This window comes from Grimontia marina (genome assembly GCF_900060185.1).
In the GTDB taxonomy this organism is placed as follows: domain Bacteria; phylum Pseudomonadota; class Gammaproteobacteria; order Enterobacterales; family Vibrionaceae; genus Enterovibrio; species Enterovibrio marinus.
The window spans coordinates 29,743-45,570 of the sequence record NZ_FIZY01000025.1; the positions used below are offsets into that span (position 1 = coordinate 29,743).

A 15,828-nucleotide genomic window follows, 5' to 3' on the forward strand; every position below is an offset into this window, starting at 1 on the left:
TTTCATTAGAGGATGATGTTTCGTCAACTACTGACGAGCCTATTCCTCTATTTTTAAATTTAAATAAATTTTTAACTCAAGGATGACTCAAATGAATCCCATTCCACAAAACAAAACGCTGCTTGGATATATTGAGTACTGGTCTACACAGTCACAAAACAAGGCATTTATTAATTTGCCAAGCAGAGGTGAAGAATATGTTTGTTATGACTATGAAGAATTTTATGGAAAGATTTGCAATGTAGCTTCCTACTTATCCGAGCACTTTAAACCCGGGGAAAGGATGCTGTTGCTGGCTTCGAAAAATGAGCAGTTCATGCTGAGTTTTCTGGGGTGTATGTTAGCTGGTCTGGTACCAGTACCCTGTAACTGTCCGCGGGAGGGTGCAAAACAGTGGTCTAGGTTGGCCGCTATTATTGAAGATGCAGATGTGTCAGCTATTTTAGGAGAAAATGACTATCTAGATAAAATGTTTGTCTGGATAAAATCTCAATCCTTTTATCAAGGACACATTAAAAAAATCCCTTTTGAGGGTTTAGTAAAAAGTAAGAATACTATTGAAAAACCATGGTTAGACTTAGCAGGTCATGAAAGTGATATTGCTTTTATCCAATATACCTCTGGCTCAACCGGGAGCCCCAAAGGTGTCATGGTTACACATGATAACCTTGTTAAAAACATGGAGCTAATCAGGCAGAGTTTTTGTCTGGGACAAGATAGTGTGTCGGTTTCTTGGCTGCCACTTTTCCACGATATGGGGTTGATCTCAGTTTTATCTGTACTTTATTCGGGGGGAAGCAATGTGCTTATGCTCCCAATTAACTTTATCCGCCACCCTTTGAAATGGTTGGAAGTAGCTACAGAGTTCAAAGCCACTCATCTGGGCGGGCCAAATTTTGCGTATGAACATTTGCTGACAAACTTGAGTGATCAAGACATTGGCCATATCGATTTATCTACTGTTAAGACCATGTTTAATGGCTCCGAGCCCATTTCAGCCACGGTGGTTGAAGAATTTGTTACTGCCTTTAAAAAATATGGCTTAAACGAAGATGTATACCGTCCCTGTTATGGTATGGCTGAAGTAACGTTACTGGCCACAATCAGTGATATCGGATTGAGATATGTAGAAAAAACAAATGATGGAAGGATAAAGGTCCTGGATAAGGCAAAACTTGGAGCGCACGTATCTTGCGGATCAACCGATCAATGGGTGCAGTGCCGAATTGTAGATCCAAACACTTTTGAAATATGCAAAGAGGGGCAGGAAGGTGAAATCTGGCTAAGTGATGACAGTATATCTCCAGGCTATTGGAATAAAGGTGACGTTAATGAATTAACATTTGGTGTTGAATTAAAAGGCTGCCAACAAAGAAGATACTTGCGTACCGGAGATTTAGGATTTGTGCATGACAAACAGTTGTATGTTACAAACCGTATCAAGGACGTCATCATTATCCGTGGTAGAAACTATTACGCACAAGACATAGAACGAGCAGCAGCTATTTCGCATGATGGGCTTCATTTTGGTGGAGTTTACGCTTTTGCTATAAATAGCGAACATGGTGAACTGTTGACGGTATTGTGTGAAGTAAGTAATAAAGATCTTAAAAGCTTTAATCTGCAAAATGTATCGCGACTTATAAAAAGAGAAGTCGCTGAAACATTTGAAATCAATGTGGAACAAGTACTCTTTGTTACCCAGCGTTCGCTACCTAAAACATCCAGTGGAAAAAAACAGCGTAGTCTAGCGAAACAAATGTTCTGTGACAACAACTTGCAGTTCATTAAGTTTGATAAGGATCAGGCGCCGCATACACCGACAATCACCCCGACTATCGAAGATAACGATTTTCGAACTCTGATAGAGGTTATTGCAAACACGCTCAAAATCGAAGTTACTCAAATTAACTGTAATTGTTCGCTGATCGAGCTCGGGATGGATTCGTTAAAAGCTGCACTTCTTTCACGTGAAATTGAAAATGTTTTCGGTGTGGAAGTGAACTCCTATGATTTAATTTCATGTGATGATGTGGTGGCCTTAAATAGTTTTATTCAGTCAATCGAGAATAAAGGCAATACACAATCACTCATACCAACCGTAAAGAACGCGCTCTATGAACCATTTGAACTGACTGATATGCAACAGGCCTATTTTGTAGGCAGTAAGGAAATGTACAATCATGGAGGTCATTCCTTACATACGTATCTGGAAATTGACGGTGACATAGATATTGGAAGGTTCATCGATTCGTGGTCAGAAATTATCAAACGCCACCCCATAATGAGAGCGCAATTGACATCTGATTCTAAGCAGCAAATTCTCTCCGATGCTCAGGATTTTCATCCGATTGTTAATGATTTCAGTGATCTGTCATTAGAGATAAGGAACGCTCAGCTTAGTGAAATTAGAGATCAGATGGCCAATCAGTCATTCGAACTGACTAAGTGGCCATTCTTTGATATCAGATTTTCTATTCTTTCGAACGCTCTGACCCGTCTGCACCTAAGTATTGATGGCATTTTCCTGGATTTTAGAAGCTTTCAGTTGCTGTTTAATCAAGTTATTCAGCGGTATCAGGGGAAGGTTAGCCATTTTCAGCAACCGCCTTTGCAATTTAGTGACTATTTGAGCTTTTTAGAGGGCGTAAAGCGTAGCGCTCAATATGCTGAGTCTATCGATTTTTGGAAGGAGAAGATTCGAAGCCTACCTGCCGCACCAAAGCTGCCACTCACATCTCAAAAGAAAGCAACTTCTGGCCATCGAATTGAAAGAAAGCAGCTCCATTTGTCAATTGACCAATTGAATAACATTGATCGGTTCAGCAAACAGTTCGAAGTTACGAAAGCGGCGATTATGCTTGCCGCATTCTCCGAAGTTATCAGTCGTTGGAGTGAAAACAAGCACTTTACGCTTAATGTTCCTTTGTTCAATCGTCCGACAGGAAGGAACGATTTTAATGCGACGTTGGGTAACTTTTCATCATTCTTGCTTATTGAGTCCGATCATAGTGAGCCATCAAACTTTATTACTCGGGCAAAAGCTATTCAAGAAGAGATGCACCGATGTCTGCGCCATAGCCAGGTGAGTGGAATTGAAGTTGTCCGGTTGCTTACCCGTGAAACGGGTCAGGTGCTTGAAAACGGCTTCCCTGTTGTATTCACTCATTTGCCAAGCGGCATTGAAGAGTGGGATGTTGGCCTGCTTTCAGATATTGAAGACAACCTCGGTATAATTAACTACAACATTACCCGAACACCACAGGTGTGGCTGGATAACCAAATTTGGTATACCAGCAAAGGGATTACGATCAATTGGGACAGTGTAGCGCACCTTTTCCCAGACAGGTTGGTTGATGACATGTTTAGCGTTTATCGAGACATACTGTTTGCCCTGGCAAATAGTGAGGACAGCTGGACGACAACCGAGTCTCTCTACCAGATCCCCTGTACCGATCCGGCAAAAACTGATTGCGACTTCATTGATGCCTCATTGCTACCGGCCCAAAGCGTATTGCAAAAGATCGTGGACAATGTGAACACTCATCCGGAAAAGGCAGCAATCGTTTTTGAAGAGAAGGAAACGACCTACCAGGAACTACTTCAATCTGCACTAACACTGAGTGCTGAATTATCGCGTTTAGATGCATTGGAGGGTAATGAGCCAATTGTGGCGATAGCCATTGCTAAGAGCGATCTTCAGGTTGTTAGCGCTCTGGGAATTTTATTTGCGGGTGGTGCTTACGTCCCCATCGACACCTCACTTCCTCACTCGCGTATCCAGTACATGCTGGAAAACTGCCAGTGCAATACGGTGATAACGACCAAAGCAGATACTACGTCGCTATATGACGAATTAGGCTGCAAAACGGTGTTTGTTGAAGATCTGCTTGCTGGAGGTCTGGCGCGCTTTGCTTCACCGGTTTTCCCGCAGGATGAAAAGTTGGCGATGGTTATTTACACCTCTGGCACCACTGGCAAGCCCAAGGCTGTCATGGTGGAGCACGGAAATTTGAATCATTTAGTAGCAAGCACGAATTTATTGTGGGAGATAAACAACACTGATGCCTGCTTAGCCGTGACTAACCTGTTCCATGATTTGGCTACGTACGATATTTTTGGCTTGTTGGCTGCGGGAGGAAAAATCGTAATGCCTACTCCAGAGCAGCGGAGAGACCCTTCTCAGTGGCACAGTTTGATGAATACCCATGGAGTCACTTTCTTTAACTCGGTGCCATCAGCATTTGAGATGTACCTAAGTTACTTGAAAGGCTGTCAACAAGGTCCAAGTAAACATCTCAGAACCGTTGCATTGGCCGGGGACTGGATTTCGATTGATCTGGTCAGAGAACTACAATCACATTCAGCCGATATTTCTCTTATTTGCTCTGGAGGCCCGACAGAAACCACCGTTTTCAATATTTGGCACAAAATCAGCAAGCCAGCGTCAGACTATGAAAAAATTCCTTACGGGAAACCTTATCCCAACAATCATTACACAATAGTGGATGCAAATGGACGCGAATGTCCGCTGTATGTCGTCGGTGAGATGGTGTGTTCGGGGGTACATGTTTCGAGGGGGTACCTGAATAATCCTCAGGCGTCTTTACAATCGTTTTTTGTCAGCGAAGAGGACAATCAATCTCGCTGTTATCGAACCGGAGACATGGGATATAAATCAAGCGATGGGAATGTCTATATCGTTGGCAGAAAGGATAATCAGGTCAAGATCCATGGATACAGAATCGAGTTGGATGAAATCGAATTTACCGTCGAACGAGAATTACCATTCATAGACAGATGCATTGCCAAAGTCATCGGAGAGAATAACAACCGCACCCTGGTTCTTTTCTATGCGTTGAACCAAGCGGGTTCTAACGACCAGAATCAGCGCCGCCTGCTTGAGACTAAAGATGCAAACATCATAGAGAAAAACCCAGATAGTCAAACTGTCATGGAAATAAAGCGCTCCATCAGCAATCACCTACCGGTGCAGATGGTGCCTAAACGTTACTTTGAAGTTGATGCTTTTCCTCTTACACAAAACGGGAAAGTAGATAGAAGCAAATTGCTAGTATCTGATGTACAAAAAGAAGTGAATGTACAGATAGTATCGAAGGTTTCTGATACAGAACAAAAACTTCTTTCTCTGTGGAGAACGGAGCTGGGTAACAATGATATTAATATTGATGATAACTTTTTTGCGGTAGGAGGGGACTCTGTAAAGCTTGTTAATCTGCATGCCAAGATTGCGAGCAGTTTTTCTGTCGAGATTAAGCTCGTTGATTTATTCGGACTTTTCTGTGTTAGAGATCTAGCGGCTTTTATCGACCAATGCCCTAAATCTGAATAGAAAAATCCTTGTAACTGGCCGGGCTGATGGACTTACATCGGCCCAGTTTGTTCAACCGGTTACTTATCCTTGGCAAGGATATTTATTGTTGACTTTAGACTATAGACCATAGATTAGGTTGTAAATGTTGACCTGTTATTGGGGTATAGATTACTTGCAGGGAAGAGAGTGTCATGAGCCTACAAAAGATAATTCAATGGGAAGTGGAATCGAAATACAGTAAATGGGTGATGCTACTAGTTTTGGCGTTTATTCTTGTATTTTGTTTGGGTGTGAAAAAGCTTACTTTTTCAGCTGACTATAAAACGTTTTTTGACGAAGATAATCCAGAGCTTATTCAGCTTGAAGAACTTCAGAATACATATTCAAAGACTGATAATGTTTTTGTCATGATTGCGCCCGCAAATGGAGATGTTTTCACTACTGAAACCATTTCACTGATTCACCAGCTCACGCAGGAATTTTGGCAAATCCCATATTCATCAAGAGTGGATTCAATCACTAATTACTCCAATAGTTCTGCCATGGAAGATGACATTCTCATCGAGGAGTTTGTTTACGACCAGTCTGATATTACGCCAGAACTTGTGGAGTATATGAAAGACGAAGTGTTAAAAGAGAAAGATCTACTTGGGAAGATAGTGACAAACTCGGGTCAGAATACGGCAATAAACATCTCTATCAACTTACCAGGTCTAGATATAAAAAGTGAAACCGAAGAAGTCAATGAAGTGGTGTGGCAGGTAATTTCAAAGTATCAACAGTTGAATCCTGAACACGCGTTCTATGTCAGTGGTTTGGTGATCATGAATGGCGCTTTTATGGATATTGCGCAGAAAGATCTTGCGACCTTGATTCCTGCGTTAATGCTGTTTGTTCTTGTTGTAGCCGGATACATTATCGGCTCCGTAAGAGCTGCCCTCATTATTATGGCGGTAGTGGTTCTTTGCTTTACAGGGGCACTTGGTTTAGCTGGCTGGACAGGCATCAAGTTATCATCGCCCTCGGTTTCTGCACCAATTATTATGTTCACAATTATTGTCGCTTCTTCGATCCACCTTATAACATATGTAAAAACAAGACGTGTTGAAGGTGCATCTGCTCCAGTCGCGACGCTTGATTCGTTTGAAAAGAACTTGAAACCAGTTTTGCTGAGCCATGTGACCACAATTGTTGGCTTCCTGGCTATGAACAACGGTAGCTCTCCGCCATTTAGAGATCTCGGTAATATCGTCGTGATGGGCGTATCACTGTCTTTGTTACTAACTTTGACTTTTCTTCCTTTCTTATTGTCTCGTGTTGATATTTCTCAGCGTCCATCCTTACTTGGTAGAACGCGCTCCTTTTCTCAGGCTCTCGCTGAGGTCGTTATCGATTACAGGCGAACAATCATCATATTGTCAGTTCCCTTAAGCCTATTTGTGCTTGTTGCCGGATTTCAGAATGAACTGAATGACAACTTAGTGGATTACTTTGATGAAACGGTAGAGTTTCGACAGCATGCAGATGAAGTAGACAAACACTATTCAGGTATATCGAACATAGATTATTCCATTGAAACTGGCGAAGAAGACGCAATTTTTGAAAAAGATGTACTCAAATTTGTGGAAAAATTTGAAAGCTGGTTAACACAACAGCCTGAAGTGGTTGCGGTAGACAGTGTTTTGCATCGAATCAAAGATTTGAATAGATTGATGAATAATAATGATGATGCTTACTACAAGGTACTGGATCAAAAATCACATAATGCGCAAAGTTTCCTTTTATACGAAATGTCACTTCCTTTTGGCCGAGATGCCAGCAACATGGTGGCAATTGATAAATCAAGTCTTAAAGTTACCGCAAGACTGAGAAACCAGAGTTCTCAACAAATACTCGACTTTGAGGAAAAAGTGTCATTGTGGCTTGATGAAAACAAGATCCAACGCGTTGATGTTAAGTACTCCAGTCCATCCCTGATTTTTTCCAATATTGGCCAGGATAATATCAGTAATATGCTGAATGGTGCATTTTTTGCGCTCTTGATTATTTCATTTGGGCTTGTCTTTATCTTTCGTTCTTTTTGGGTCGGTTTAAGCAGCCTTCTTCCCAATATTCTTCCAATAGCAGCAGCATATGGTGTGTGGTACCTTTTGGACGGTCAAATTTCAATGGGACTTGCCAGCGTAGCCGCGATGACGATTGGGATCGTTGTCGACGATACAGTTCATTTTTTCTTTCAGTATCTCAACGGATTAAAAAATGGTTTGTCCCGTGAGGAGGCGGTTAGAGAAACCTTCAGAAACACCATGTCTGCCATTATCATTAGCTCACTACTCCTTGTGGCAGGGTTTATGCTTTTAATATTGTCCTCCTTCCAAAAAAATGCAGATATCGGACTGTTAACGAGCATCACCATACTTATTGCTTTGTTTTTTGATATTTTCATGTTACCTGCATTAGCAGTAACATTTACCAAGAGAAAAGAGAAAATAGCATCGGTTTTCAGTGCGACGTCGCATTAAATTATCCCAGTGATGCCGTAGTAATTATTTCAGTTCGGGTAAATTTGAACCTGTAAAAATGAAAATAAAATTGCTTCAGAGATGGCGGTTTGTGTGTTTTCACGTAATGATTGCGGCTTCTTGTTTACTAAGGTAAATGATGGATTCCATTAATTATACGCCTGATAAGACATTGATAATCTCCACGACGACCATAAGGACAAATCATAATGCAATATGATTCTCGTCCCATGTATAAGTTTTATCAATGTTTGTTTCATTGAAGTGTTTGATGTTTCCCTAAGATGTGAACGGTTGGCCTTTGACATTGGTTATAACTCTAAGGTTTAAGCTCCATTATGTTTAAAACAAGGAGTGCTTATGTTTCGGATTGGGGATTTGGCGGCTCGCTGTAACGTGAGCAAAGATACGATACGTTTTTATGAAAAAAAGGGACTACTCGATTCGCCGTTCAGGAGCGAATCTGGCTACAGGCTATATACGAATCAAGAAGAACGTCATTTAAAGTTCATTATTCGTGCTAAGAGTGTAGGTTTTACTCTGCGCGAGATACAAGAGTTACTCTCTATCCGCTTAGAGCCAGATGATTTTACTTGTGCTGAAGTAAAGAGTATTGCTGACAAAAAAATACAAAAATTGGAGGCAAGGATTCGCGAGATTGAATCTTTCAAAAACTCGTTAACCAGACTGAGTGATACATGTTGTGGTGGTAGTGAAAATGCCTCGAATTGCTCAATTTTAGATAGGCTCGAAAGTTAAAATATTTTCATAACTTCAAATATATACAAATGATTAAGTGAGGTCACAGCATGACTTTTAAATCTATTCAAGTGGCACTGGCGCTATTTAGCTTGATACCTTTCTCCCTGAGTGCTCAGTCTGAAGAGGAAAGAGGCCTATCTATTGCTAAAGAACAAGTAGCAAGAAATCAAGGATGGGTAGATTCTGTGTCTGCGGTTGAAATGACATTGGATAACGGGAATGGTGAGACTTACTCTCGAGAGATAGCCATCCTTTCCTACGAAGGGGATGAAGTGGGTGATAAAAGTCTCATTACGTTTAATAAACCTCTTGATGTTAAAGGTGTGTCCTTACTTACGTATTCAAAAATCAACGACCCTGATGACCAATGGATATATCTTCCCTCTGTTAAACGAGTAAAAAGGATCAGCTCTAAAAACAAATCTGGACCATTTATGGGGAGTGAGTTCTCCTATGAAGACATGGCTTCATTTGAGCATCAAGAATATTTTTACCGATATTTAGGTGAGAAAAATATTAACAATAAAGATGTTTATCTAGTAGAGCAAAAGCCAAAAGACAAAAACTCTGGTTACTCAAAGCGAATTGCCTGGGTAGATAAAACGGAATATATCGTACTTAAGATGGAGTTTTACGATCGTAAGGGTGTACTACTTAAAACACTTACTTACGATAACTACCAGGAGCACTTATCTAAAATATGGCGTGCCCATACCATGGTGATGGAAAACCATCAAAATGGGAAAATCACCACCTTGAACACACAAAACCTGACATTTAATAACGGGCTTGAAGAAGGGGACTTTTCTCAATCCAGCCTGAAGCGCACACGTTAAGGGGGACGGTGTGAGAAAAACGAGTTGGGCGGTTGCGCTGGTCGTGTTACCTGTTGTCTTTGGCTTTAAAGTAAGTGCGGAAGTGTTCGAATTTGAGGGGGAAATGGCGTTTGAACATCGCCAGTATTTTCAATCCGGCACTATCGGTCAGAAGAAATCGCAATTTTCCGTTGCATTGGAACCCGAGTTTTTTTGGCAAACCGAGGAAGGGAATACCAGCTTCACCCTTGTTCCATTCTTTCGTGCTGACGCACTCGATGATGAGCGAACCCATGCGGACATTCGAGAGGCCTTGCTGCTGTATTATCAAGACCACTATGAGCTCCGGGTTGGTGTGGGAAAGTTTTTTTGGGGTGTGACCGAGTCACAGCACTTGGTGGATGTAATAAACCAAACGGATTTGGTTGAATCTGTTGATGGTGAACATAAACTCGGCCAGCCAATGATGAGTGTTGGCATTGAGTCGGATGTCGGCATGTTGGATCTCTATCTTCTCCCTTATTTCAGGGAAAGAACGTTCAGTAGCTCGGATGGCCGGTTGGCCATTCCTGGTATGGCAGGCCAGCCTGTCCGGTACGAATCCAATCATAAAGAATGGTATCCCGGTGTGGCGGGGCGGTACTCTACAACGTTGGAGGATTGGGACGTCGGATTAAGTGGGTTTCATGGTACAAACCGCGATCCCTATTTCCTGTCAATGTCCGGTTCAAGCGCTGAGGTTTCGCCTTACTATGCATTGATGACGCAGTTTGGATTCGATGTCCAAGCTATATTTGGTGACTGGCTTTGGAAAGCAGAAGCGATTCGCAGATACAGTTTGGACACCTACACTGCGGCGACCGGCGGTTTTGAGTTTACTTTTATTGGTATTGTCGACTCGCAGTCAGACCTGGGGTATTTGTTGGAGTACTTATATGACAGTCGAGGGACAAGTGCACCCGTTGCGGGCCAAAACGATGTGTTTGCGGGATTGCGTTGGGCACTGAATGATATTGACGGTACTGAGGTACTCGTTGGTGGAACCCTTGATCTTGATAACACAGACTCCATGTCTTTGCGCGTAGAAGCCAGTGGTCGATTTAGTAATGAATGGAGTTGGTCGTTAAACGGATGGCTGTTTGACAGTGAAACGGAAAATGATCCGCTTGCCGCTGTAAAACGGGATGATTTTTTCGAGGCGTCAGTGAGGTGGTATTTCTGACTGGAGAGCTAACCCACAAGACCAGCGGTTTAACACTGGGCTCAGTGACGTAATGCCAACACTTAAATAAGCGTGATTTGCCGCTCCTCGTCCTGTGAGGGAAAGATAGGGGCCAAGCAAGGTAATTCGATGTGCTGTCTTAAACACTTGTAAAAATGTTCTGCCAATTCTGGCGCTTCGATATTATCAGCCGTGTGGATCATCAAATAAGGCGATTTCCCTTCACTGATCCATTGCGGGATTTTTTTTGTCCAATTGGCAAAAAAAGCATCATTTCGTTCCAATGTCGGATCACCGATAAACCGAACCATTGGGTTGTCGGCGGTGGCAATCGCATGAACAGGAACGCGGGGTTTTTCTTTTTGGGCATGAATGAGGGCCTCTGTATTTGCCGAAACCGCAAACACAGGGCGGCTGTCCATGATGGTCCGGTTGGCGTTTCGCTCAATCAATAAGGCGTTCAATGCCCGCTCGTTGTCACTTTTGTCGAAAAATGCAGGGTGACGGACCTCAACACCGCAGGTGAATTGTCGTGGCATTGCCAATAGAAACTTGTCAAGATCATCCAGGTGGTCTGGTCCGAATGCGGCGGGAAGTTGAATAGTCCACATCCCTATGCGTTCATGTAACGGTGCCATCAGGGCCAAAAACTCAGTCACCATCGCATCAGTATGGCGCAGCATCAGTTGGTGGGTTATGGCTTTTGGGAACTTGAAAGTAAAGCGAAACGTGTCACTGGTGGCGGCTTTCCAGTTGGCGACTGTTGCAGGTGAAGGGCTTGCATAAAAGGTCGTGTTGCCTTCTACCGTATTGAAGACTTGCGCATACCGGGCTAGCCGTTCGCCAACTTTTGTACCAACAGGGTAAAATTTCCGTTTCCAGTCGTTGTGTGACCATTGGGTCATGCCAAGTCTAAGTGGGGGAGTGGGGGTGGCAGCAAGTGTCTGGGGCACAGCGTCTTCCTGTTTTAATCCTTTCTGTACGCTATTTTGCTCATCATGAATAGTCATGGTCAATACGTGCTTGTTTTTTGCTCACTTGAGTGGTTTTCTTCGATTCGGAGAGTTCTGATTTCCCGCAGGCTCAAATTTTCCTTTATAATGCGCCGTCTTTTTGAAATATTCAGACTTTGGCTGTTTGTTCTCAATCAGCGGAAGCCAGCAGACTCTTCTGCAAACCAACATTCGAGACTTTGCGCTTTACGGCGTGAAAGGACAGTAAGCAACAGATCGGGAAATTCATATGCGCACCCAATATTGTGGTCACCTGAACAAAGCCCTCGCAGGGCAAACTGTAGAACTATGCGGCTGGGTTAACCGTCGCCGTGATTTAGGCGGTCTTATCTTCATTGATATGCGTGACCGTGAAGGTGTCGTTCAGGTAGTTGTAGACCCGGATATGAAAGATATCTTCGAGGTTGCTAACCAACTGCGTAACGAATTCTGTATCAAGATCACCGGTGAAGTGCGTCTGCGCCCTGACAGCCAAATCAACAAAGGTATGGCAACAGGTGAAGTAGAAGTGCTGGCTCGCGGCGTTGAGATCATCAACCGTGCTGCGCCACTTCCACTGGACTTCAACCAAAACAACTCTGAAGAGCAGCGCCTGAAGCACCGCTACCTGGACCTGCGTCGTCCTGAAATGAGTGACCGCATTAAGCTGCGTGCAAAAGCGTCGAGCTTTGTTCGCCGTTTCCTGGATGACAACGGCTTCCTGGACATCGAAACGCCAGTACTGACCAAAGCGACCCCAGAAGGCGCGCGTGACTACTTGGTACCAAGCCGCGTTCACAAAGGTAGCTTCTACGCGCTGCCTCAGTCTCCACAGCTGTTCAAACAGCTGCTGATGATGTCTGGTTTTGACCGTTACTACCAAATCGTTAAGTGTTTCCGTGACGAAGACCTGCGTGCAGACCGTCAGCCAGAATTCACCCAAATCGATATCGAAACCTCGTTCATGAACGCAGAACAAGTGCGCGAAGTGACTGAGCGTATGGTTCGTGACATGTGGCAAGAGCTGCTTAACGTTGACTTGGGCGCTTTCCCACAAATGACTTTCGCTGAAGCGATGCGTCGTTTCGGTTCTGACAAACCAGACCTGCGTAACCCGCTGGAAATGGTTGATGTGGCAGACCTGCTGAAAGACGTTGAATTCAAAGTTTTCTCTGGCCCAGCAAACGATCCGAAAGGCCGTGTTGCAGTTATCCGTGTACCGGGTGGTGCTGAGCTTTCTCGTAAGCAAATCGACGACTACACCAAGTTCGTTGGTATTTACGGCGCGAAAGGTCTGGCATGGGTGAAAGTGAACGACCGTGCAGCAGGCATGGAAGGCATTCAGTCTCCAGTGGCTAAGTTCCTGACGGAAGATGTGGTTAACGGCATTCTTGAGCGCACTGGCGCTGAGTCTGGCGATATCATCCTGTTCGGTGCTGACAGCAAGAAAGTGGTGACTGAAGCGATGGGAGCACTGCGTCTGAAGCTGGGTACAGACCTTGGTCTGACTGATACCAGCAAGTGGGCGCCACTGTGGGTTGTTGATTTCCCAATGTTCGAAGAAGACGACGAAGGTAACCTGCACGCGATGCACCACCCGTTCACGTCTCCACTGAACGTGTCTCCTGAAGAGCTGAAAGCGAACCCAGAGAGTGTAAATTCTAACGCTTACGACATGGTTCTGAATGGCTACGAAGTGGGCGGTGGTTCTGTTCGTATCCACAACCCTGAAATGCAAACGGCGGTATTCGACCTGCTGGGCATCGAAGCGGAAGAGCAAAAAGTGAAGTTCGGCTTCCTGCTTGAAGCATTGAAGTACGGTACACCGCCACACGCGGGTCTGGCATTCGGTCTTGACCGTCTTGTTATGCTGTTATGTGGCACCGAAAACATCCGTGATGTTATCGCGTTCCCGAAAACCACAGCAGCGGCGTGTTTGCTAACGGATGCCCCAAGCCTTGCTAATCCAGCAGCGCTTGAGGAACTGGCGATTGCGGTTACCGCAGCAGCTAAGAAAGAGGAAAACGACGCATAACCAGCATTAATTCCTTAGAAAATAAAGCCAGTTTATCTGGCTTTATTTGTTTCTAAAGGATGCTGATAAGTAGACAGATATGGGCTTTATCCCAGAAAGTTCATAGCTGTTTTGCTATAAATCCATGATTAAACAATAACGTCAGTGGTGTGTCGGCCGCTGATAGAGGAGTGAGAAATGGCAGGTCATAGTAAGTTCGCCAACATCAAACACCGTAAAGCAGCGCAAGATGCCAAGCGAGGAAAAATTTTCACCAAGCTGATTCGTGAAATTGTGGTGGCGACTAAAGAAGGCGGTCCTGAGCCAGAGAACAACCCTCGTTTGCGCGCTGCGATTGATAAAGCGCTGTCAAACAACATGACTCGAGACACAGTTAACCGCGCTGTTACGCGTGGTGCGGGTGGTGAAGGCGAAGAGAACATGGAAACCGTAATCTATGAAGGTTACGGTCCAGCAGGGACCGCAGTCATGGTTGAATGTATGACAGACAATCGTAACCGCACCGTTTCCGGTGTTCGTCATGCATTCTCTAAAGCGGGCGGAAACCTCGGCACTGACGGAAGCGTGAGCTACCTGTTCGATAAAAAAGGTGTCATTTCTTACGCACCAGGTCTGGATGAAGACTCAGTGATGGAAGCAGCACTGGAGGGTGGTGCGGATGACGTTGAGACTCATGAAGATGGTTCGATGGACGTTTACACAACACCTGCAGAATTTGGCGCAGTAAAAGATGCGCTGGATGCGGCTGGTTTTGAAGCACAAAACGCAGAAGTCACGCTTGTTCCCTCGACTAAAGCAGATTTGGACGAAACCACAGCACCTAAACTGCTTCGTCTGATTGATGCACTTGAAGATCTTGATGACGTTCAAGAGGTCTACCACAACGGCGATATTTCTGACGAAGTCGCAGCAACACTGGAATAATCATACGTGGCTATTATTCTCGGGATTGACCCGGGTTCGCGGATCACTGGCTACGGCGTGATCCGACATCAAGGCAGACATTTGGAATACCTCGGCAGCGGTTGTATTCGTACGGACTGTGAAGATTTGGCAGGACGATTGGGTCAGATTTATGCTGGTGTCAGTGAAGTGATTACCCAGTTTCAGCCGGATACTTTCGCCATCGAGCAAGTGTTTATGGCACGAAATGCTGATTCGGCACTTAAGCTGGGTCAGGCACGCGGAAGTGCCATTGTGGCCGCCGTCAGTGCAGGATTACCTGTTTCTGAATACGCAGCACGTTTGATCAAGCAGGCTGTGGTCGGCAAAGGCAGTGCAGATAAGAAGCAGGTTCAACACATGGTTGTTCATATGCTCAAACTTCCATCCACCCCTCAAGCCGATGCATCAGACGCCTTGGCTGTGGCGATTTGTCATGCCCATACCAACCACACACTGGTGGCGATGGCCGGGCAGGCGAAAAGTGCCAAGCGCGGACGCTATCGCTAGGTTGAGATCATGTCGAAGAAAGCAGCCAAATGGCTGCTTTTTTTATTTTTCAATCATCACGAATGTCTATTATCAAACTCCGCTGACAGTTATCACTAAATGGATTTGGTGTCTCAATCTTGGCGTGAATTTGATTAGAGAAATTCTCGCTCTTTTCTATCGTTGTTAATGGATATCGATATTTTGAACGGGGCCAAATATGAAATACCTTAAAACAGGCTTGTGTATCTTCATCGCATTTGTATTTATTCAATCGCTGTTCTTTAAGTTCTCTGGGTCACCGGAAACTGAGTTTATCTTAGGTACACTGGGTGAGTGGTCTGGGCAGGCTTGGTTCGGAAAATACGGCGCTTATATGGTAGGTATTGTGGAGTTGATAGCCTCGATTCTGCTATTTACCCGTTTTCACGCATTGGGTGCTTTTTTAGCAGTAGGTACTATGACGGGCGCGATTTTCTTTCACCTGTTTACACCAATCGGTGTTGCGCAACCAGCGTTTAATGAAGTAGGTGAGGTGGTCGGTAACGATGGCGGCACATTGTTTGTGATGGCATGTTTGGTCTGGCTGGCAGCCGCATTCTTGCTATACCAAACAAGAAAGGGTGACAGAGAAGAAGTCGATTAATCTCACTTTGCTCTCTCGCTGATAACCGCAACTTGTTGTAACGTGTTAGCCAGTCAGCAAAAAAGCGA

The 15,828-nt window shown here is 44.3% G+C and carries 10 protein-coding genes; 9 read left to right on the top strand and 1 reads right to left on the bottom strand.

Going from position 1 to position 15,828, the window contains the following annotated elements:
- Positions 1-91: 91 nt before the first annotated feature.
- The 5 genes from GMA8713_RS13795 (at position 92) to GMA8713_RS13815 (ending at position 10,656) form a co-directional block, all read left to right on the top strand.
- Positions 92-5,353 carry a non-ribosomal peptide synthetase gene (locus GMA8713_RS13795; RefSeq protein WP_062710838.1) on the top strand — a complete coding sequence of 1,754 codons (5,262 nt, stop codon included), beginning with the start codon at positions 92-94 and terminating at the stop codon, positions 5,351-5,353.
- A gap of 173 nt (positions 5,354-5,526) precedes the next feature.
- Positions 5,527-7,857, top strand: a complete 2,331-nt coding sequence (locus tag GMA8713_RS13800; RefSeq protein WP_062710841.1) for an efflux RND transporter permease subunit — start codon at positions 5,527-5,529, stop codon at positions 7,855-7,857.
- A 360-nt stretch (positions 7,858-8,217) separates the two neighbouring features.
- The gene (gene zntR, locus GMA8713_RS13805; protein WP_062710847.1) at positions 8,218-8,616 is read left to right on the top strand and encodes a Zn(2+)-responsive transcriptional regulator; all 399 of its coding nucleotides are present in this window, start codon (positions 8,218-8,220) and stop codon (positions 8,614-8,616) included.
- Between the two features lie 50 nt (positions 8,617-8,666).
- Positions 8,667-9,455: an outer membrane lipoprotein-sorting protein gene (locus tag GMA8713_RS13810; protein ID WP_062710849.1), complete on the top strand. Its 789-nt coding sequence runs from the start codon at positions 8,667-8,669 to the stop codon at positions 9,453-9,455.
- Positions 9,456-9,465: 10 nt separating this feature from the next.
- Complete coding sequence (locus GMA8713_RS13815; protein ID WP_062710854.1) at positions 9,466-10,656, top strand: hypothetical protein; 1,191 nt, start codon at positions 9,466-9,468, stop codon at positions 10,654-10,656.
- Positions 10,657-10,718: 62 nt separating this feature from the next.
- Here the strand turns inward: GMA8713_RS13815 and GMA8713_RS13820 are convergent, their stop codons facing one another.
- A complete protein-coding gene (locus GMA8713_RS13820; RefSeq protein WP_062710927.1) occupies positions 10,719-11,561 on the bottom strand; it encodes a DUF72 domain-containing protein in 843 nt (280 codons plus the stop codon).
- Positions 11,562-11,898: 337 nt separating this feature from the next.
- On the opposite strand from GMA8713_RS13820, the gene aspS reads away from it, so the two are divergent.
- The 4 genes from aspS to GMA8713_RS13840 all read left to right on the top strand — a co-directional run bounded on the left by aspS (position 11,899) and on the right by GMA8713_RS13840 (position 15,760).
- A complete protein-coding gene (aspS, locus tag GMA8713_RS13825; protein ID WP_062710857.1) occupies positions 11,899-13,683 on the top strand; it encodes an aspartate--tRNA ligase in 1,785 nt (594 codons plus the stop codon).
- 177 nt (positions 13,684-13,860) lie between these two features.
- Positions 13,861-14,607: a YebC/PmpR family DNA-binding transcriptional regulator gene (locus tag GMA8713_RS13830; RefSeq protein WP_046308257.1), complete on the top strand. Its 747-nt coding sequence runs from the start codon at positions 13,861-13,863 to the stop codon at positions 14,605-14,607.
- A gap of 6 nt (positions 14,608-14,613) precedes the next feature.
- Entirely contained in the window at positions 14,614-15,135 is a 522-nt protein-coding gene (gene ruvC / locus GMA8713_RS13835) for a crossover junction endodeoxyribonuclease RuvC (RefSeq protein WP_062710860.1), read from the top strand.
- 199 nt (positions 15,136-15,334) lie between these two features.
- Complete coding sequence (locus tag GMA8713_RS13840) at positions 15,335-15,760, top strand: hypothetical protein (protein ID WP_062710862.1); 426 nt, start codon at positions 15,335-15,337, stop codon at positions 15,758-15,760.
- Positions 15,761-15,828: the final 68 nt, after the last annotated feature.